Below are 20,087 nucleotides of genomic sequence, written 5' to 3'. Positions count from 1 at the left end.
CATTACTAATCGTAGGGCTTTCCGTTTGGTCTTAAGTTAACTGCTCTGTATTCTGCTCGTGTTTGAATGACGTAGCGTTTATCATTACTCAGACGTCTCGGATCAGACAAACTATAAGGAACAAAAATTGTCCCTTCGGTATCACGTTTACTAATTTTTGAATTGTTGGATGTCGCTAAGGCTTCATTATTATTAATAAATTTTTCTTCCTTTAACGTTGTTTCACCTGAAGGATAAAACTGCTTTCGGGTTTGTTCATTTATCAAAACACTTTTTATGTCATGAAGTTGTTTGGATTTCTTTTCTGAATTCGCAAATTTATTTGGTTCTGAATCGTTTACTTCAGACGATTTTAAAACCATGTCGTTATCCAGGTCTGTAGTTGTTGCTAATCGTGTATTAGCCGCTGTAAACTCCATTATTGGTAGCAATCTAGCAATTTTAAAAACCACGGTTTTACTGTAGATATAAGTATCATCTTTACCTTCTATAAATAATACAGAAAGCGTATAATTACCAACATCTAAAAAACTTAAAGGCACTTTTACATCCTTTTTATCACCACCAAGTGGCATAACTTGTACACCAGAATCACTAATAATTTCAATTTTTGAAAGAGGAAATTTACTTTTAAGCAACAAGGTATCACCTGAAGTGTTCAAATTATGATCCAAAGTGGCTGCTTTACTATTTATGTTTTTTGTTATAGTAGAATAGATATTACTTTGTGCGAGGGAAACAAAATGGCAACTAGTAACTAAAATCATAAACATCATTTTACTAAATAGTTTCATGACGAATATCTTTAAATTAAACAATCTGTTTTAGGGCTATTAATCAGATATTTAATACTGTAAAAGTAATGAGTTGCAACAAGCACCTCAAATAAATGAATATTTATTCGTTCAGGTTTTATATTTATTAGACAAACAGATTATTGTTGAAGAAATAATCGACAAACAGATAAAATATGGCGCTTGCAGGTTATTAAAATACGGTTCTAACTTATTTAGTTATAGGTTAGTTTGCTCCTTTCAATAGTTGCAAAAGCATCTATTATGTGAATTACAAAAACTATTTTTTTAGCTGATTGAGAAACTACTAAAACATGTTTACCTTTAGATAAATTTTGAAGTGGTAACTTATAATTTTTTGTATTTATATATCTATCTATTTCTCGTTTATAGGCTGTATTAATAGAATAAATATGACTAATTTTGGTAGGACTTTGTAATAGGAGTGTATCCGTAGTTTTATTTAATTCGTGAAATAACGTTTGCGCTTCTAAATTAGTGTTCTTTTCTATTTTGGCTCTATAACTACTTTGGGAAATGGCTAAATGACTATTAAAAAAAACAATTAATAGTAATATCAGGAAAATGTATATTCTCATAAAATCATTGTGTTATATTCATAACTAACACAACAACAGTATATTAATCTCTCGTGATAAATCTAAACAAACGGAGTAAGTTTATTATCATAATATCTATAAACAGCAAGAAACTCGGATGAAAATGGCTTAAGTAGGTGTTTTATATTAAAAACACAAACCAATTCTACTCCTTATGTGCTATAACAGTGGGCTTTTGATATTTTTGAAAAGGCTGCTTTAATAATTCCCCTATTTTACCATTAGCCACTTCATCTGGAAACACATCTACACCATAAACAATTTTATCACGATCTAATTTCATGTAGGTTCCAAAGAGCCTGTCCCAAACAGAAAAAATATTACCATAATTAGAATCTGTATATGGTAGAATATAATGATGGTGAACTTTATGCATATCAGGCGACACAAACACATAACTCATGAATTTATCAAGCTTTCTAGGCATTTTTATATTAGCATGTGTTAATTGTGTAAATATAACGGAAAGCGATTGGTATAAAAACACAATAGCTATAGGTGTTCCCACAATGAGCACACCAAGAATGGTAAAAGTAAACCGAATAACACTCTCTATTGGATGGTGTCTGTTTCCAGTTGTGGTATCTACATAATGATCAGTGTGATGTACCAAATGAACCATCCAAAGCGGTTTAACTTTATGTTCTACAAAATGCGCTAAATAAGCTCCGAAAAAGTCCAATAGTAACACACCTAAAAGTGCATATAAACCTAATGGCATGTCGGGTAACCAATTAATGATTCCGAAATTATTTGCTGCAACCCAATCTGTCGATTTTAGTAATAAAAAAGCTAATCCAAAGTTAATTATGATGGTTGTTAGCGTAAAAAATAAATTTGGCCAAGCGTGCTTCCATTTTTTATAGCTAAATTGAAACAAAGGTAAAGCGCCTTCTAAAAACCAGAAAAACATAATACCACCAACTAATAAAATACTGCGGTGTAAAGTAGGAATGGTTTCAAAGTATGTAATAATAGCCTCCAAATTCTTTTTTGCTTAAATATAGTAAAAGTTCAATTTAAAATTTAATCCGTTTTTTCATTTCTTCAACAATATTATAAGCTGCAGGACAGATTTCAACATTTTTCATAGTAAGATTAGAAATTTGCTGAAACTTCTTTCTATCTGTATGTGGAAATTCGCTACAGGCTTTTGGTCTTACTTCATAAATACTACAATAATTATCGGCACCTAAAAACGTGCATGGCACGGATTGTAACACGTAATCGTTATCTTCATCAATACGCAAAAACTGATCGATAAAGGGTTGTGGTTTCATTTTAAAGTGCTTTGAAATGCGCTCTACATCTTTATTTGTAAATAAAGGCCCTGTTGTTTTACAACAATTTGCACATGCTAAACAATCGGTTTTTTGAAATTCAGCATCATGAAGTTCTTGCATGATGTAATCCAATTGTTTGGGTGGCTTCTTTTTTAGCCTTTTAAAGAAATCTTTATTTTCCTTATGCTTATCTTTGGCAAGTTTTGGAAGGATATTTAACATGTTTTGCATATTGCAAAAGTAACGAAAGTTAGCTTAAACCTTTTCTATTTTAAACCATTTTAAGAGTTGCCTATTATAAAAGTTATGACAAAAGATTTATTCGGGAAGGCGTTATTAGACTACCAATCTGGCAATTACACAGAAGACATAATCACATCTACTAATATTTCTGAAGATGATGAATTACCCATTCCTTATTTATTTAGGCGCTTTAAAGAAATGCCCAAACTAGAACAAAAAGCATTAAAATTAGCAAGAGGAACCATTTTAGATGTTGGTTGTGGTGCAGGAAGTCATACCTTATATTTACAAGAAAAAGGTTTTTCGGTTAAAGCCATTGATATTTCCGAGGGAGCCATTGCTGTTGCTAAAAAACGCGGTGTTAAAAACGCGGTGTTAAAATCACTTTTGGATGAAACCGAAACTTTTGACACCGTTTTATTATTAATGAATGGTACGGGAATTTTCCAAGAGCTATCGGAAGTCAGTAAGTACCTAAAACATTTAAAATCGCTGTTGAAACCTGATGGTCAGATTTTAATAGATTCTTCAGATATAAAATATATGTACGAAGATGATGATGGCGGATTATGGATTGACACCCAAGCGAATTATTATGGCGAATTGGACTACTATTTAAGTTACCAAGGCGAAGATGAAATTCCAATGAAATGGTTGTATTTAGATTTTGAAACGTTAAACCTTGCTTGTCAATCGGTTGGTTTAAAATGTAAAAAGATACTGGAAGGTGAACATTTTGATTATTTGGCGCAATTAGCGTTAAAGTAATTTACTATAGCTTCCAAATCATCACTTCTATAGGTTTTCGCTTCTAATTTACTTACCAAGGTAGGACAATCTTGAAAGTACTCTTTCGCTTTCTTTTTAAACGCTGGTAGACCCATATTGGTAGACCCGATTAAAGGAATTTCTCCTTTAAATTGAAGCAATTGTTGATCAAAAATTCTGTGATGGTTGTTATTTGATGAAGATACCGTTCTTTGCAACAGTCGTAATTTTCCATCAACAAGCAATTCAGCAAAACCAAATTTAGATTCTTTCTCATTTTTAGGAAAAACAACAAATCTAGCAGATCTTTTTCTATCCTCTTTTCTCCCGTTTATTTTTGTTCTGAAATCCAATTTAAAAACAATACTATCAATGTCTTTAGCTTTTAAAGTATGTGTTGGTTTCCCCTTGCCTTCCGAAAGCCGGAACGTTTCGTTACCACCTGAAGTAATAGGAGAAGATTGCATAGACATTCTTCCTTCACCTTTTAAAGATGTACCATCTTTTAAATAAACAACCGCTTCTTCCCAATCCGTATTATATTGAGAAAAACTAAACTGAAAGCACAGGAAAACAATTAGGGTACTAATTTTTTTCATCTTAATAATTTAATCTAACTTATATTTTTTTATAGACTTTTACCACCTATATAAGTTTGCTCAACTTTTGTTTCAGGAACCTTATGAATATCGACACTCATTATATCACGATCAAGAATAATAAAATCGGCAAGTTTTCCAGCTTCAATACTGCCCTTTTCGGTTTCTTCAAAATTAGAGTAAGCAGCCCAAAGAGTCATCCCTTTCAAAGTTTCTTCTCTGCTTAAACCATCTTTCATATTAAAGCCATTATCAGGAAAGCCAGAAACATCTTTCCTAGAAACGGCTGCATAAAAGGTTAAAAACGGACTCACCTGTTCTACTGGAAAATCAGTTCCTAATGCTACTTTTCCACTTATATCTAAAAGTGTTTTATAAGCATATGCCCCTTTTATACGTTCGGCTCCTAACCTGTCTTCCGCCCAATACATATCGCTAGTGGCATGTGTTGGCTGAATGGAAGGAATGATGTTTTCATTTTTAAAATAATCAAAATCGTTGTCTGTAATTATTTGTGCGTGTTCCACGCGCCATCGCTTGTCGGTTTTTCCTTGTAAGGTTTTATTATACGTTGCTAAAACGTATCTATTAGCGGAATCTCCAATAGCATGCGTATTCATTTGGAAATTTGCAGCTTCAATACGGGTGGCTAACTTTTTAAAATCATCCAGACCAATAACCATGGCACCAAAATGATTTTCTTTATCCGAATATGGTGCTTTAAGGGCAGCTCCACGGGAACCTAATGCGCCATCTGCATAGACTTTTACTGATTGCACATTTAACTTATCTGTTTTAATTTTTCCGTTAGGCAAATAATAATCTAAATTTTCTTTCGTGTTAGAAATCATAGCATAAACACGCATTTGCAAATCGCCTGTTTGTTGTAAACTATCAATTAATTCAATGACACCTCTATCTAATCCAGCATCTGAAACGGTGGTTAAACCGAAATCAGCACATATTTTTTGAGCATCTAATAATCCGTTAATTTGAAGTGTTCTGGTTGGTTTTGGAAAAACAGCTTCCACCAAAAGCATTGGGTTATCAATTAAAATACCTGTTAGTTCACCATTTTCAACACTAATTTCGCCTCCTTCAATTTTTGTGTCTTTAGTAATTTTAGCTAAATCTAATGCCGCTTGATTACATAACATAGCATGACCATCAATTCTAGTTAATGCTACAGGAGTTTCAGGAAATAAAGCATCTAATAACTTTTTATTCGGGAAATTTTTGTCATCCCAATCGTTTTGATCCCAACCACGACCAATTATAAAGGGCATTTGCCTTTCGTTTTGATAGTCTAATACACGTTTTATTACCGCGTCCAGACTAGTCGTTCCTGTTAAATCTACTTCTTGCAAATTCATTCCCAATCCATAAAAATGGCAATGGGCATCAATTAAACCTGGCACAATAGTTTTGCCTTGGGCATCTATAATAGTATCTGCAGCGTATTTTTCCTGAAGTATTTTTGAAGAGGCAATTTCTAAAAACTTACCATCTTTTATGGCGAAGGCTTCCGCTTTATCAAAATTACCGTTTACCGTGTAGATGTTTCCGTTAATTACAAGTGTATCAACTGCTATTTTTTCTTTTTCACAAGAAAGTATGGTTGCAAAAATGGCTAGTGTTAAAAGTTTTTTCATAGTAATTTAAATATAAGTTATCAATGCGTTCCGCTTATAAGCTGGCATAGGTACATGACCGTTTTGTAAAAATAGTAAAAGCGTTCAGATTTGAACGCTTTTACTATTTTAAATATGTGCTTATTAATATATTCAGCTAAAAACCTACTGTTTAATAATTTTTGAAGTCTGTACACCAATTGTGGTTTTAATCTTTAAGAAGTAAACACCATTAGCATGATTAACCAAGTTTATTTTTGTGTTATTAGATGATCCTGTTACATAAAAAGCTTGAATTTGTCTACCATGAATATCATAAACGACTACGGATTCTATTGGATTAACACTTTTTAAATGTACAAAATCGCTTGTTGGATTTGGGTAAATCTCGACTGTTGATTGTAATTCTGTTTCTTGAATGGATAGGTTTTCGGCAACCGTTGTTAGTTCGTCATTTGTGATTATTGCCGCATTGTAATCAAAATAAATTTCCGCATCGTTTGAAAATGTGTCGCCAAGCGTTAAACTTTCTAATGTTTTAATTTTGAATAATACATAACCATCATTAGTAGCATCATCGAACGGTAAATTGATGTTTTCAAAAATAAATTCCACCACATTGTCATCTTTAATTCTTGTAACAAACTCATAACTTGAATTTAGTGGAATAAGCGAAGACACATCATATTTATTAGTGTCTATTTCATCCTTAACCACCACATTTATAGCACTAGCTGTTCCTGTGTTTTCAAAACGAATCATGTAATGCACAAACTCGCCAACTTGTTCAGGCGTGATAGTTTCACCTTGCAGACAAGTTTTATCGTTTGGATCAAACGAGTTTACCACGGGTTGATTTAAAATGAATTCATTATCATCAGGTGTTTCATCTCCAGAAACTGGATTGGCGGTTGCAGTAAATATTAAAACATCGTCTACATTTAGAGGAGGTGCTTCAGTTGGAGCATTTAAATTCATGGTAAATTTAATCTCTCTACTCTCAAAAGGTAGTAAGTTTGAAAAATTCCATGATAATTCATTAACAATTTGTGTATCTGCAACAGGATTTGCGGAAATCAAATCCATAACCTCATCTTGAAATGTTAAATTCACTGTTCCCGAAAGTTCTGTATTACCCTTGTTTTTATATATTATTTTATAATCTGTATCAAAACCTGGTCGTGCTTGTTCTAATGCTAAAATGATTATTTCTAAATCATTATGAATACCATTTGGCAGTACACAAAAATCTTGATTATATGGGCTTGAATCTGAAGGGAAATTGACAATTACGCTTGTAGGTGTCGCAGTAAAGTATGTTGGGTTTTCTAAAATTGGTGTTATGGTTTGGCTGCCTGTCTGTACTGGAATAGAATAGTCTCCAGTTGCGTTAGAAATAATAGTTACTGTGCTATTCCCATCTGTCATATTAAATTTTAAATTAGGAAATATTGGGTCGTTAATATTACAGCCATCGGAATCTGTATCTAATTTGCTTTCTCCTTGAATGGTGTAAAACTCGCCTCCAGGTGCAAATGAACAATAGGAATTAACAACACAATTTGTATAGCCATAATTATCAACTTTAGCTAAAATGCTATCAAGTTCAAAATCATCAACACATATATATTCCAAATTAGGGTTATTTATAAAATTAAAACTTAAAGTAGAACCTGTAAACTCGCTTCCATTCTTAAGAAACATTGATTTTAATTGATTATTCTGAAGCTGTAAGAAAGTAATGTTTGAAGATGCACTTAAATTTAATGTTTCTAACTGATTATTTTTTAAATCCAATGCCTGAAGATTTGGCAACATACTAACATCTAATTCTGTAAACTGACTACCATCACCATATATTTCTCTAAGGTTATATAATCCATCTAAATTAATTGTTTCCAATTGAGTATCGCGACACTGTAATTCAATTAAGTTAAATGACCCATTAATATCTAATAGTGTCATTGGATTGAAATTACAATTTAAATAGCTTAAGCTACTTAAGTTACTTGCATCTAAAGTTGTCAAGGAATTACTGAAACAATACAAGGTTTCAAGATTTATTAATCCTGATAAATTTAACGTATTTAAGGGGTTCGCTCCAACATCTAAATTTTCAAGATTCAACAAACCACTTGCATCCAATTCTGTTAATTGATTTGTACTACATTGCAAAATTTCAAGATTTGTTAAACTACTTATATCTAACGTGGTCAATAAATTATTATTAAGAATTAATTCATTAAGATTTGTTAACCCACCTAAATCTATTGCTGTTAATTGACTAAAGCCTACCTGCAAATAAGTTAGGTTGGTTAACCCATTAACATTTATTGAAGTCAATCCATTTTGAAATGAAGTGAGACTAGTTAAATTCGATAAGGTTGTAACATCAAGTGATGTCAAATTAGTATTACTACGAATATATAAAGTTTCTAAATTTGAAAATGCATCAATACCAATTAAAGAAGTGATATTCCCACTAGTTAACCTTAAATGGACCACAGCTTCAGCTTCCGAAACCTGAATTTCACCATCATTATTTGTGTCAGCATCAAAATCAGCCACACCATCATTATCGACATCAACACAGTTTAAATTCACTAAATTATATTTAAAACTAGAATTAGGAATATTAACAATTTGGGCTTGGGCAAACGTAATGACCATAAAAGCCAATAGTAAAAAGTAGATTTTTTTCATTATATATTAGTTAAGAGCAGGCAATATAATATTTATTTTAACAAATTAAATGATTCCAAATATTGATAAAATAAATGCGATTGAATATCAGACGTTAGTAAATAAAAAAAGCGTTCAAATTTGAACGCTTTTATAGTAATTTTAGATGTAATTAATGAGATTGCTACGTCGTTACCTCCTCGCAATGACCTGTTATCTTTTAGAAATCAAACTTATAAGTCGCACCTGCTAAAGCTTGAAAACCTTGAACAGGATAATTCACCCAGCGTTGGTAATTCTGGCCTGCTATGTTATTAGCTTTTGCATATACTGATAATCGGTCGTTGATATGGTAACCAACATGTGCATTGGCATCAAAAAAGCCATCTAATGTTACTTGTTGTGTTGGGTTTAACAATGAAGGAAATAACGGATTATCAATGGTTTGAAAACCTGATAATGCCTCGCGTTCACCTTCATAAAACAGACTCGCACCTGCAAACCATTTATCGCTAATTTGATAGTCCATAAATAACGATGCCTTTAAGTTAGGTAAATTCCAGGCTTCGGCTTCATATTTAGTATCATAAATAAAATAATCGGCAGCCAGACTTAAGGTGAAATTACGATTCACATCCACATTCAATTCGCCTCCAAATGAAAAGGTTGATACATTATCATAAACAACACCAAACGAATTCCCATATTGATAGGTTTCATTTAAATCGAAACCAAAAGGAATTAAATTGTTTCGGAATAAGGCTTTATCATTTTCAGCTATGTAAGCACCTTTTATATTATAACCCATACTATTCGATATTTTTCCTTTCAGTCCAAGAAAAGCGTGATATTGCTGATCTGTTGGCATAATGCCTAATGTTGGTGACACAAATGGGTTGTCCTGCGCAAAGCTATAATAGGTATTCTGAATTAAGCCTCCTTTAATACCACCATACGCAATAACCAACTCATCCACCACACGATAGGAAGCAGAAATATTTGGATACACATAGAATTTGTTGTCTCCAGCTTCGGTATCGTTTAAGTATACCAAGGTTACACCTAGATCTAATGTTAAATCCTCTTGAATTAATTGATACGTTGGTGCTAAACCAATGTTGAAATTTCCGTATTTCAATTCGTTATTCGTTATATAATTTCTATCGAAACTACCTCCAAGATAGTCAATGGTTAATTCTGCATTGATTTCGAAATCGCTAATAGCAATATCGGAACTTATTTTCGCATTGAAATGATTTTCTCCCGACCCGTTATCATCTCCAAAATATCTAAACAATACAGTTCCTTTATCGACATAGGAATCTTCGAAAGCAACATCACCTCCAACATGAACACCATAAAACGTATGTCCAACGTCAAGGCCTTGAGCATCTGCTTCTGTAAAACGCAATTGATCTAATCCATACCAATTATACATTTGGTGCAAACCGCCAAGATTGACATTCCAAGACATATCGCGATTGTTTTGACCGTAAGTTGCTTGCATTTTGGTGTCGTAAAAATTATCATCCACCAGTAAGTCATCAATGCCACCTTGCGACGAATGATGGCTAAAATAACCGCCAACATTTTCTGTTCTACTAATGGCATGATTTAAATATACCTCTCCTAAAATACTCGTATAACTTCCAAATCCTAAAGATGCATAATTATCATACAATTTAGGTGCCTTTTGCTTATCTAAAACAGCTGCTTTACCTTTTGCAGGCGTAAATGTTGACGCTACTGGAATGGAAAAAATATTATACTCAATGTCCTTTTTAGTTGCCGTAACATCGTCATCTAATGATGGTGTTTCTTTCACCTTGAACGCATCGGAAATAGAAGGCGTATACGGTTTAACCACATTAATAACGTTGGTATCTAAAGTATCTTTATCGCGTTCTTGCGCCCAAGAAAAAACGGTTGTTAAAAGGCATAAAGTTGTAACTATTATCTGAATGTGCTTGCGCATAGATTTATTTTTAGATTGCTGAAATTGCTGCTGTTTTGTCATAATTATATCCAATTAGTTTCCTTCTGGATCTTGTTCTTGTACGGATGCGTTTGTTTTTGCTTGCTCAGTTTTAATTTTGGTTAGTTCAATTTGAGCTTCTGTAACCACATCGTCATAATCTTTAAAATTTTCAATAACGCTTTCTAAAATATAGGTAGCTTGAAAGGCATCATTTAAAGCGTAATAATTTCTAGCCATAAGTACCAAACCTTTGGCACTATACTTTTTATAACCTGAAAAATCCTTGGCTAATTTTTGAACCGTAATATTAGACGCTTCATGATCTCCTGCTTTATTTTGAAAATATGCTTTAAAATAATAAGCTTCTGCAGCTGTTTCGCCAGACGCCGTTTTTTCTACTTCGGCATAAGCTGTTTTCGCACGCGTTTCATTGTTTGTTTTCATGGCAGAACGCGCAATGATAACATAAGCATCACTGGTAATTTTATTATCAATTTTTGATTGTTGCAATACCTTTTCAGCATACCCAACAGCTTCATTATATTTATTTAATTGATAATTGGCTTTCATTAAATTGGATTGCGCATAAACGACATTCTGAGGAAAACGGGCTTCACTTTCCAAGCGTTTTAGTACTGGAATAGCCGACAACCAATCTTTTGCATCTAAATAAATTTGTGATAATCTTGATAAAGCTTCTTCAGTAAACTCACTTGGTGTAGCACTAATAACCGCCTGGTAATGTGGCGCTGCATTTTCTTTTAAATCCTTCTTAAAGTACAACTGGGCTACATAAAAATGCGCTTTCAAGTTATGAAGCCCATTTGGAAACTGATTTAAATAGCCATTAAATTGCTTAATGGCATCGTCTGTTTTATTATCTAAATATTTCTTCTCGGCAGACTCATAAGTAGCATTATCTAAATCGGCATCAGAAACAGATACATAATCTAGCGTTTGAACCCATGATGCATAGTCATTAACGCGACCTAAATCTATATAAATTAACCTGACAGTTGAAACCGCTTGATTGGCTTCCGCTGTATTTGGATAATTAGTTGCTACGGTTTTAAATTTATCGAGTGCTTCGTTATTTCTACTGGCATTATAATGCACCAAACCTTGACGCAATAAGGCTTTAGGAACGAAGGTACTTCTCGGGTTTTCATTTGCTAAACGATCGTACATTTTCATGGCTTCTACCGTTTCATTTGCTTTTATGTAAGAATTTCCCAGTTCGTACATGGCATCATCACGAAGTGTTGAATTTGGATATTTCTGAATAAATTCTTTTAAACCACTTATTTTCTGTGAAGATTTACCTTCGTAACCTTCACTTAATGTTTTTTGAAAAAATGCATAATCAGCATCCACCTTGTTTATTTTTACAGCTTTTTCATAAGCAGCAATAGCAGCACTGTAATTACTGGATACAAAATGCGCATCACCCAAACGCAAATACGCATCGTTTAAGTGTACAGGGTCTAAATCTGCTCTTTGAAGAAATTTGTTAAAATATTCACTCGATTTCGTGTAATTTTTTTGTTTAAAATACGTGTAAGCTAGGTTATAATCACTGTTTTTATATTCTGGTGTTACTTGAGCGGTATTGGATTGTTGAAACTGTTTGAAACCTATTAATGCTTCATCATAATTTGTTAGATTATAATCGCTTTCGGCTTTCCAAAAGGTTGCACGCGTTGTGTAAGTTTCGTTAATGGCTTCTTTAATGGATTTATTAAAAAGTGCTTTTGCTTCCTGATAATTGCCTTCATTGTACAATTCTAATCCACGATAAAAGGTTACTTTCTGATAGGCTTCCTTACTAGCAAAACTGCGTTTTCCTTCTAATATTTTTAAGGCTTCTTGATAATTTTTAGAGGTGATATAAGAGTCAATTAATAGAATTTCTATTTCCTCTTTATAGGTTGAGTTTGGATAGGTTTCCAAATAGGTTGTTAACACCTGCGGAACCGATTGATACGGGTTACCTATTTCGTAACTAATTTTAGCATAGTTTAACCAAGCATCTTCTTGAATCTTTAAATCGAAATCCATTTGTGATGCATTTCGGAACGCATTTAAAGCCTCTTGTTTTTTATTTAATTTGATATAGCTTTCTCCTAGATGGTAATAGGCATTTTGCGCCACACTATTATTACCGTCAATAATTTTATTGAATTCTGAAATAGCTTTTTCAAAATCGCCTTGTTTGTAATACGCATAACCTAATTGATAGTAATCCGTATTATTCCATTTGCCATTTTTACCTTGGTATTCGGATAAATAAGGAAGGGCTTCCGCATATTTTTGCTGGTTGAAATAGCTTTCACCTATAATTTTATTGAGCTCTGAAATTTCAACTCGGTTGCTTTTTGGCAATTGGGCTTTGGCAAGTTTAATAGCTTCGTCAAAATTCCCTAATTTAAAATTTAAATCTGCTTGATAATAAGACAGTTTTTCTTTGTATTTTTCTTGATCGCTAACTTGATCAAAGTAGGTATTTGCTTCCTGATAATCATCACTTTCGTAAGCCATAAACCCAATGTAATATTTAGCTTGAGAGCCATATTCTTTGGAGTTTTCAATACGCGACAAATAGTTTCTAGCCGTTTTATAGTCCTTGGTTGCAAAGGCTACATAGCCCATATTGAAACTAAACTTATCACGTTCGCTTCTAGACAAACTATTTTCATCTACACGATCATACCATTTTTTGGCATACGCATATTTTCCATTAGTAAAGTAATAGTCGGCTACATCTAAAAAAGCCGAATTTCGCTTGGTGCTTGTTGGATGATTTTCAACAAAATCTTCAATAAGTTTATCGGCATTTTGTTGGTTTAAACGAACAGCACAATTAGCCACGTAATAATCGCAATCAGCAATAATTTCATCATTGTCTGCTGTTTTTTTTAACTCCTTAAATAAGGATTGTGCTGCTTGATATTGACTATTGTTATATAAAGTCAGTGCTTTTTGATAATCCACTAAATGATTGGTGTAAGCCTCGGATTGCTGGGCATGACTTTTTAGAAGAATTCCTAATAAGAATATGAGTAAAAGAACCGTTTTTTTCAACATGAAACCGTTTTTAGATTTAAAATCAAAGATAATTTAATATGTATTTTATAACGTTAGAAATATGTTATAATTATAAACAGACATATAAAAATATGACTTGTTAGGCAGAAAACCGCAAAGATTACAACTTGAATACCAAAAGCCGAAATTTATGCAACAAATTATCCAACTGCTTTCCCATTTTACCAATAATTACGTACTTTGTCAGGCGTAATAAAACAATACAAATAATTTATTTAAATTCATGCAGCACGTACTTCATCTTAAGGATGCCTCTATATTTCAAGGCGATAGTTTAGTTTTATCTGATGTTAATGTGGAAATTAACAAAGGTGATTTTGTGTATTTAATTGGTAAAACGGGATCTGGCAAAAGTAGTTTTATGAAAACGCTGTATGGTGATTTACAGCTTACTAAAGGTGAAGGCAGTATTGTAGATTTCGATTTACGCAATTTAAAAGAAAAAGACATTCCTTTTTTAAGACGAAAACTAGGTGTCGTTTTTCAAGACTTTAAATTATTAACCGACAGAACGGTAAACGAGAATTTACTATTTGTTTTAAAAGCAACTGGCTGGAAAGACAAAAAGGAAATGAATACACGTGTAGAGGAGGTTTTAGATAAGGTTGACATGAAAACAAAAGGGTTTAAATTCCCTCATGAATTATCCGGTGGCGAACAGCAACGTGTGGCTATTGCACGCGCGCTATTAAACAATCCGGAACTTATTTTAGCTGATGAACCTACTGGGAATTTAGATCCCCAAACTAGTGTGGAAGTCATGGAAGTACTACGTGATATTAATAAAAATGGTAATACCATTTTAATGGCAACTCACGATTATGCGTTACTATTGAAATACCCGAGTAAAACCCTAAAATGTGACGACAATCAGATTTTTGAGGTGGTGCAACGCAAAGCCTAATTTACATTTAAAGCCTTTCTTTAATAATTGACAGCGTTACAAATAAGCTTATATTTTATTTTAAGACAATTTTAAAATGTACAAAGTCCGTTTTACCTATAATTTAAAGCTTAAAAACCGCCATTAATACTGTAGATTTGAACGACTGACCAAAGTTATATATGCTTTCAATTTTAATTCCAACATACAATTATAACATTACCGCTCTTGTTGAAGAAATTCACAAGCAAATAACCCCTTTAAATGTTCCATTTGAAATTCGGTGTTATGATGATGGTTCTACGAATAAGTTTATAATAAACGTGAATAAAAGCATCAATACATTAGCATTCACGTCTTATCATGTACAAACTAAAAACATGGGAAGAAGCGCCATTAGAAACCTATTAGCTACAGACGCCAAATTTGATTGGTTGTTGTTTCTAGATGCCGATGTATTTCCTAAAAACAGAGACTTTATTACAACTTATTTAGATGCCATTAAGCCTGAATCGGAAGTTATTTATGGTGGCATTTTATACACTAAAGAAAAGCCAAATCAAAGTCATTTATTACGCTGGGTATATGGTCATAAACGAGAAGCTTTACCTACAAAATACAGACAAGAAAACTGCTACGTGACGTTTTTAACCTTAAATTTTCTGATTAAAAAAGCGGTCTTTTCAAATGTATCTTTCAATGAAAATATTCCTAATTTAAGACATGAGGACACCCTTTTTTCTTATAATTTAAAAATGAAAAACATTCTAGTAGAACACATTGAAAATCCAACTTATCATTTGGGTTTAGAAGAAAGTGACCATTTTTTTAAAAAATCATTAGAATCAGTTGATGCTTTACATTTGTTTTTAAAACAAGAACTTATTCCAAAAGATTACACGAAAATTACACGCGTATTTTTTAAACTAAAAAAATTGGGACTTCATTATTTATTAGCTTTGGTTTATAAGATATTCAAAGGTTTTTTTAGAAAAAACTTACTTTCTGAAAAACCGTCACTTTTCATTTTCGATTTATGTAGATTAAGCTACCTTTGTAATCTATACACCAAATAAATGCCTGTGTTTTCTATTATTATTCCGTTATACAATAAGGAGAATTTTATTGTTAAAACCGTAGAAAGTGCGTTAAACCAAACCTTTACCGATTTTGAAATTATTATCGTTAACGATGGCTCTACGGATAGCAGTTTAGAAAAGTTAACGCGTTTTACAGATTCTAGAATTAATATTTATACTATTAATAACAAAGGAGTGTCTCATGCTCGAAATTATGGTATAGCTAAAGCATCGGCTAAATTTATTGCTTTTTTGGATGCAGATGATTTGTGGTTACCAAACCATTTAAAATCCTTAAAACAGCTTATTGACACCTTTCCAAATTGTGGCTTATATGCGAATGCTTATATTAAGAAAAAAGGTGATATTACTTTAGAACCCTACTATATAAACATCCCGAAAAATTGGAAAGGAATTGTTGAAGATTATTTTAAATCCAGTTTAAGTAGCAGTATAGCTTGGACATCTGCTGTAGCTGCCCCAAAAGACCTCCTAATTACTTTAGGCTGTTTTGATGAAAACATTACACTTGGCGCTGGTGAAGATACCGATTTATGGATTCGAATTGCCTTAAATCATCCCGTAGCATTTAATAATAACATTACTGCCATTTACAATTTACATGCTGAAAACAGAATTTCTAACTCTAATACCAATTTACGGCGTTTTTTAAATTTAGATGACTATGAGGAAGCTGCAAAACACAATACATCTTTAAAAAAGTATTTAGATTTTAACCGCTTTTCAATAGCCATTCAATATAAGTTAGCTGGAAATAAAATACAACAGGCTCATTATTTAGAACAGCTAGATCAGCGAAATTTAAATAGAAAGCAGCGTTTTATTTTAGGTTGTAATAAAAGAATGCTTGTATTATTACTAAACATTCAAAATGCATTACGCCAGTTTCATATAGACTTAAGTCCGTTTAAATAATTTAAAATCTTCAAAATCACGAATATAATCACCTTCATCATACGCTTCGGATGCTAACACTAAACAGACCGAACCTGAAGAAAAGTTATCAATTTCTCGCCAAATACCTGGAACAATGAGTAAGCCTTTATCTGGTTTATTTAAGGTAATTTTGCGTTCATTTTCACCATCTTTTAAATGCACTTCAAAACTACCACTTAAAGCAATAAGCATTTGGTATAGCTTTTTATGTGCATGACCACCTCTGTAGGAATCGCTTGGCACATCATATAAGTAGTAAACCCTTTGTATACCGAATGGAGCACAATCTTTTTCAATTACTGCCAATTTCCCTCGTGTATCACTAACTGTTGGAATTTGAACAGTTAAAACGTCATTAATAGTTGTTTTCATTTAAATTTTCAATTAATTTTCTCCAATTACTACTAATATTTTCTAACGAAAATTTTTCTACACTTTTTTTGGCATTAAATTTACAGTGTTGATAAAGTGGTTCATCAAATATAAAACTATTCATGGCTTCTGCCAGCGCATTTATATTATAATTTTCAACTAACAATCCGTTATGTTTATGGCTAATAATTTCATTGGGACCCGATTGGCAATCAACAGAAATAACTGGTGATTCTAAATATAGGGATTCCGGTAACACCAACGGAAAGCCTTCATAGCGACTGCTTAAAACCGTAAATTTTGCACGTTTTGCATACACATACGGATTATCGGTTTGCGGTTTAAAAACGACATCTTTTTCTAATTTAAGGGTTTGTACAAAGTCGGTCAACATGGCTTTATCAGAACCACTTCCTAAAATTAAAAGTTTATAATTGTGTTTTATTAAAGCAGAATTTTTGTAAGCCTTTATAAGCAATTTTAGGTTTTTAGAAAGGTCATCTAATCGTCCATAAAACAAGATGAAATCATTTTTTAAAAACGGATCACTTTGAGACTCCGACGCACGTTTTACTATGGTTTCAAAGTCAAAAGCATTATAAATTGTTTCAATGTGCTTTAAGTTATATTTCTTTTTAAAATGAGTTGTTATACCTTCAGAAACACCAACCATAACCTCATTTTTATACAAATATTCACTTAACCAGTCTTGTTTTGGAAACATGATATTCTTTTCAAATGAATGAATTACATATACCGTTGGCGTTTTATAAATGAATTTTGAAATAATTAACTCTCGGTAGGATTGTACCCGTGAACGATGATCTATAATAACATCAAAATTTTGTGATTTTAAATAACTTCTAAATTTAAATAGTCTAGAAACTCGGTTGAAAAGCGAATGTTTTTCAGATTTGTAAAGCCCTAGATTAAATAAGGTTCCAGAATAAGCATAAAATATGTCCGGAAAAATGGTAACAATATGCACATCGTAACCTAACCTATATAGCAATTTAGACTGCAAAGCTGCTGCATGTTGTGCACCACCTTTTCCAAGGGATGATACTACCAAACAAATCTTTTTATTGTTACTTTGCAAGAATTAGTTTTTAGAAATCAAATATAGTAAATGAAAATCTTATTATTAGGAGAATACAACTCATCACATTATACTTTAAAAGAAGGCTTGGAAAAACTGGGACATGATGTATTGGTAGTAGGACATGGTGATGGTTTTAAAAAAAGAAAAGTTGATATAAAGTACACATTAAAATATACTGAAGGCTTTTCTGGTAAGCTTAAATCTGTATTATACAGATTATTTGGTTTCGATATAACATCCATGGATGTTAAAAAACAATTTGAATCTTTTAAAGACCGATTAACAGGTTTTGATGTTGTTCAATTAATTAACGAAACAGCTTTTAACACCACGCCTGAAACAGAAAAAACCCTATTAGAGTTTATATTTAAAAATAATAAAAAGGTTTTTTTATTGTCTTGCGGAACCGATTACGTAAGCGTAAAATATGCCTTTGATAAAAAATTTAAATATTCCATATTAACACCATATTTTGAAAAAAAAGGTTCTAAAAAAGATTTTTGGCATGCACTAATGTACTTAACAAAACCCTATGTGGACTTACATACATATGTGTACAATAATATACAAGGTGTTTTAGCTAGCGATTTAGACTACCACATACCACTACTAAAAAACGAAAAGTATTTAGGGATGATGCCAAACCCAATAAATTTAGAAAAACTAAATTTTATTGATTTAAAAGTGACTGATAAAATTGTTATTTTTCATGGAATCAACGAAAAAAATTATTACAAAAAAGGTAATGATATTTTTGAAGCTGCTTTGGAAATTTTAAAGAAAAAACACCCTAATAAAATTGAAATTATAACCGTAAAGAGCTTGCCCTATGATGCGTATATTAAAGCTTTTGATGCAGCACATATTTTATTAGACCAAGTATTTGCTTATGACCAAGGATTTAATGCTTTAGAAGCCATGGCTAAAGGAAAAGTTGTATTTACTGGAGCAGAACAAGAATGGCTTGATTATTATAATATTGAAAAAGATACCGTTGCTATTAATGCGGAACCTGATGCTGAAAAAATTGCTAAAAAACTAGAGTGGCTCATTTTAAATCCAAAAATAATTACTAAAATTTCCAAAAACGCCAGAGCTTTTATTGAAAAAGAACACCATTATGTTGCTGTTGCAAAACTGTATTTAGAAAAGTGGGAGTCTAAACCCTAGGAAATCGTAACTCTAAAGAAACTCTTGTTATATTTTTATTATTATTAACGGCTGCACCATGAATTAAAAAAGGCGTAAATATTATAGCCTCTCCCTCTTTGGGGTTTGGACGAATCATGTTAATACTCCCTTTTTTCGTTTCTAAAATACATGGCACATAATAAGTATTGCCATTAATTTCGGCGCCCTTACTTTCGGTCCGTAAAATATTATTTTCTGAAATCAGATGGCTCCCGGGAAAAACAGGTAAAGATGAATTTTCATTACAACCTTCAATTGGAATCCACACGTTAATAATATCTTCCCAATAACTTAAATACCCATCTCTATGAGGTGGATTTATATCTAAAGAATTTGGCCTGCTAATTCTGATTTGGATATGCGATTTTTGGAGTTCTTCAATCCAAGATGTTAGTCTATAACCTAAAATAGAACCAAATCGCTCTGCCAAAGCATCAATATTAAAATCGAAATCGTGATTTTCTAAATTTCTAGTGATATTAATAACTTGATTATGAAGTTGGTCTGTATTTACAATTTCATGGTATTTGGCCAGCGTAAAATCTGCTTCATTAAAAGGTATGTTGTTAGCCTTAATAGCTTTAGTTATATTTTGCCTTATGGACTCTTTTAGCCTATAAAATTCGTCATTAATAAAGGCCTTTACAATGCTATAACCTTCCTTCTCCCATGGCATTTTAGATAAAACACTATTTGCTTTGTTGTAAAGTAATTCTTCTTGTCCCCAGAAAAATTGGCCCTTAACATTAAACTCATAAGGTTTTTCATCAATATAAATCCGACAAGTTTTTACATCCATT

Annotated in this window: 17 protein-coding genes; 5 read left to right on the top strand and 12 right to left on the bottom strand. The window is 32.3% G+C overall.

What is annotated here, in order from left to right; all coding sequences use genetic code 11:
- Window positions 1-5: 5 nt before the first annotated feature.
- From BM239_RS13570 to BM239_RS13555, 4 genes are all read right to left on the bottom strand, one after another.
- The gene (locus BM239_RS13570; protein ID WP_143094931.1) at window positions 6-794 is read right to left on the bottom strand and encodes a hypothetical protein; all 789 of its coding nucleotides are present in this window, start codon (window positions 792-794) and stop codon (window positions 6-8) included.
- Window positions 795-1,009: 215 nt separating this feature from the next.
- On the bottom strand, window positions 1,010-1,393 hold the full coding sequence (locus BM239_RS13565) for a hypothetical protein (protein WP_092209562.1): 384 nt from the start codon (window positions 1,391-1,393) through the stop codon (window positions 1,010-1,012).
- A 166-nt stretch (window positions 1,394-1,559) separates the two neighbouring features.
- Complete coding sequence (locus tag BM239_RS13560; protein ID WP_092209560.1) at window positions 1,560-2,399, bottom strand: sterol desaturase family protein; 840 nt, start codon at window positions 2,397-2,399, stop codon at window positions 1,560-1,562.
- A gap of 34 nt (window positions 2,400-2,433) precedes the next feature.
- A complete protein-coding gene (locus tag BM239_RS13555) occupies window positions 2,434-2,928 on the bottom strand; it encodes a YkgJ family cysteine cluster protein (protein ID WP_092209558.1) in 495 nt (164 codons plus the stop codon).
- 75 nt (window positions 2,929-3,003) lie between these two features.
- Here BM239_RS13555 and BM239_RS13550 point away from each other — a divergent pair, with 75 nt between their 5' ends.
- Window positions 3,004-3,708 (top strand): class I SAM-dependent methyltransferase, encoded by a 705-nt coding sequence (locus BM239_RS13550; RefSeq protein WP_092209556.1) that lies wholly within the window; start codon window positions 3,004-3,006, stop codon window positions 3,706-3,708.
- Here the strand turns inward: BM239_RS13550 and BM239_RS13545 are convergent.
- From BM239_RS13545 to BM239_RS13525, 5 genes are all read right to left on the bottom strand, one after another.
- Window positions 3,681-4,307, bottom strand: a complete 627-nt coding sequence (locus tag BM239_RS13545; RefSeq protein ID WP_092209554.1) for a hypothetical protein — start codon at window positions 4,305-4,307, stop codon at window positions 3,681-3,683. The genes BM239_RS13550 and BM239_RS13545 overlap by 28 nt on opposite strands.
- Window positions 4,308-4,336: 29 nt before the next feature.
- Window positions 4,337-5,959, bottom strand: a complete 1,623-nt coding sequence (locus BM239_RS13540; protein ID WP_092209552.1) for an amidohydrolase — start codon at window positions 5,957-5,959, stop codon at window positions 4,337-4,339.
- Between the two features lie 144 nt (window positions 5,960-6,103).
- Window positions 6,104-8,641 carry a T9SS type A sorting domain-containing protein gene (locus BM239_RS13535; protein WP_092209550.1) on the bottom strand — a complete coding sequence of 846 codons (2,538 nt, stop codon included), beginning with the start codon at window positions 8,639-8,641 and terminating at the stop codon, window positions 6,104-6,106.
- 199 nt (window positions 8,642-8,840) lie between these two features.
- Complete coding sequence (locus tag BM239_RS13530) at window positions 8,841-10,595, bottom strand: porin family protein (protein ID WP_092209782.1); 1,755 nt, start codon at window positions 10,593-10,595, stop codon at window positions 8,841-8,843.
- A gap of 54 nt (window positions 10,596-10,649) precedes the next feature.
- Window positions 10,650-13,682: a tetratricopeptide repeat protein gene (locus BM239_RS13525; protein ID WP_092209548.1), complete on the bottom strand. Its 3,033-nt coding sequence runs from the start codon at window positions 13,680-13,682 to the stop codon at window positions 10,650-10,652.
- 244 nt (window positions 13,683-13,926) lie between these two features.
- On the opposite strand from BM239_RS13525, the gene BM239_RS13520 reads away from it, so the two are divergent.
- The 3 genes from BM239_RS13520 to BM239_RS13510 all read left to right on the top strand — a co-directional run bounded on the left by BM239_RS13520 (window position 13,927) and on the right by BM239_RS13510 (window position 16,601).
- Window positions 13,927-14,607 (top strand): cell division ATP-binding protein FtsE, encoded by a 681-nt coding sequence (locus BM239_RS13520; RefSeq protein WP_092209546.1) that lies wholly within the window; start codon window positions 13,927-13,929, stop codon window positions 14,605-14,607.
- Between the two features lie 161 nt (window positions 14,608-14,768).
- The gene (locus BM239_RS13515; RefSeq protein WP_092209544.1) at window positions 14,769-15,662 is read left to right on the top strand and encodes a glycosyltransferase family 2 protein; all 894 of its coding nucleotides are present in this window, start codon (window positions 14,769-14,771) and stop codon (window positions 15,660-15,662) included.
- Window positions 15,663-16,601, top strand: a complete 939-nt coding sequence (locus BM239_RS13510; protein WP_092209542.1) for a glycosyltransferase family 2 protein — start codon at window positions 15,663-15,665, stop codon at window positions 16,599-16,601.
- Here the strand turns inward: BM239_RS13510 and BM239_RS13505 are convergent.
- Entirely contained in the window at window positions 16,584-16,994 is a 411-nt protein-coding gene (locus BM239_RS13505) for a sugar 3,4-ketoisomerase (RefSeq protein ID WP_092209540.1), read from the bottom strand. The genes BM239_RS13510 and BM239_RS13505 overlap by 18 nt on opposite strands.
- Window positions 16,978-18,066, bottom strand: a complete 1,089-nt coding sequence (locus BM239_RS13500; protein ID WP_177209048.1) for a glycosyltransferase — start codon at window positions 18,064-18,066, stop codon at window positions 16,978-16,980. The genes BM239_RS13505 and BM239_RS13500 overlap by 17 nt, the downstream gene beginning before the upstream one ends.
- 57 nt (window positions 18,067-18,123) lie before the next feature.
- Between BM239_RS13500 and BM239_RS13495 the strand changes: the two genes are divergently transcribed.
- On the top strand, window positions 18,124-19,266 hold the full coding sequence (locus tag BM239_RS13495) for a glycosyltransferase (protein ID WP_092209536.1): 1,143 nt from the start codon (window positions 18,124-18,126) through the stop codon (window positions 19,264-19,266).
- Here the strand turns inward: BM239_RS13495 and BM239_RS13490 are convergent.
- Window positions 19,256-20,086: a phytanoyl-CoA dioxygenase family protein gene (locus tag BM239_RS13490; RefSeq protein ID WP_092209534.1), complete on the bottom strand. Its 831-nt coding sequence runs from the start codon at window positions 20,084-20,086 to the stop codon at window positions 19,256-19,258. The two genes, BM239_RS13495 and BM239_RS13490, sit on opposite strands and share 11 nt — an antisense overlap.
- Window position 20,087 lies beyond the last annotated feature (1 nt).

The sequence above is a fragment of the Algorimicrobium echini genome (genome assembly GCF_900115185.1).
Lineage (GTDB): Bacteria > Bacteroidota > Bacteroidia > Flavobacteriales > Flavobacteriaceae > Algorimicrobium > Algorimicrobium echini.
This window is presented reverse-complemented; position numbering and strand designations above follow the sequence as displayed.

What these genes read in the sequence shown, in the direction of transcription:
- BM239_RS13505 (WP_092209540.1), bottom strand. Translation starts at nt 16,994, where the DNA reads ATGAAAACAACTATTAATGACGTTTTAACTGTTCAAATTCCAACAGTT.
- BM239_RS13490 (WP_092209534.1), bottom strand. Translation starts at nt 20,086, where the DNA reads ATGGATGTAAAAACTTGTCGGATTTATATTGATGAAAAACCTTATGAG.
- BM239_RS13570 (WP_143094931.1), bottom strand. Translation starts at nt 794, where the DNA reads ATGAAACTATTTAGTAAAATGATGTTTATGATTTTAGTTACTAGTTGC.
- BM239_RS13565 (WP_092209562.1), bottom strand. Translation starts at nt 1,393, where the DNA reads ATGAGAATATACATTTTCCTGATATTACTATTAATTGTTTTTTTTAAT.
- BM239_RS13510 (WP_092209542.1), top strand. Translation starts at nt 15,663, where the DNA reads ATGCCTGTGTTTTCTATTATTATTCCGTTATACAATAAGGAGAATTTT.
- BM239_RS13525 (WP_092209548.1), bottom strand. Translation starts at nt 13,682, where the DNA reads ATGTTGAAAAAAACGGTTCTTTTACTCATATTCTTATTAGGAATTCTT.
- BM239_RS13550 (WP_092209556.1), top strand. Translation starts at nt 3,004, where the DNA reads ATGACAAAAGATTTATTCGGGAAGGCGTTATTAGACTACCAATCTGGC.
- BM239_RS13495 (WP_092209536.1), top strand. Translation starts at nt 18,124, where the DNA reads ATGAAAATCTTATTATTAGGAGAATACAACTCATCACATTATACTTTA.
- BM239_RS13535 (WP_092209550.1), bottom strand. Translation starts at nt 8,641, where the DNA reads ATGAAAAAAATCTACTTTTTACTATTGGCTTTTATGGTCATTACGTTT.
- BM239_RS13530 (WP_092209782.1), bottom strand. Translation starts at nt 10,595, where the DNA reads ATGCGCAAGCACATTCAGATAATAGTTACAACTTTATGCCTTTTAACA.
- BM239_RS13545 (WP_092209554.1), bottom strand. Translation starts at nt 4,307, where the DNA reads ATGAAAAAAATTAGTACCCTAATTGTTTTCCTGTGCTTTCAGTTTAGT.
- BM239_RS13540 (WP_092209552.1), bottom strand. Translation starts at nt 5,959, where the DNA reads ATGAAAAAACTTTTAACACTAGCCATTTTTGCAACCATACTTTCTTGT.
- BM239_RS13515 (WP_092209544.1), top strand. Translation starts at nt 14,769, where the DNA reads ATGCTTTCAATTTTAATTCCAACATACAATTATAACATTACCGCTCTT.
- BM239_RS13520 (WP_092209546.1), top strand. Translation starts at nt 13,927, where the DNA reads ATGCAGCACGTACTTCATCTTAAGGATGCCTCTATATTTCAAGGCGAT.
- BM239_RS13555 (WP_092209558.1), bottom strand. Translation starts at nt 2,928, where the DNA reads ATGCAAAACATGTTAAATATCCTTCCAAAACTTGCCAAAGATAAGCAT.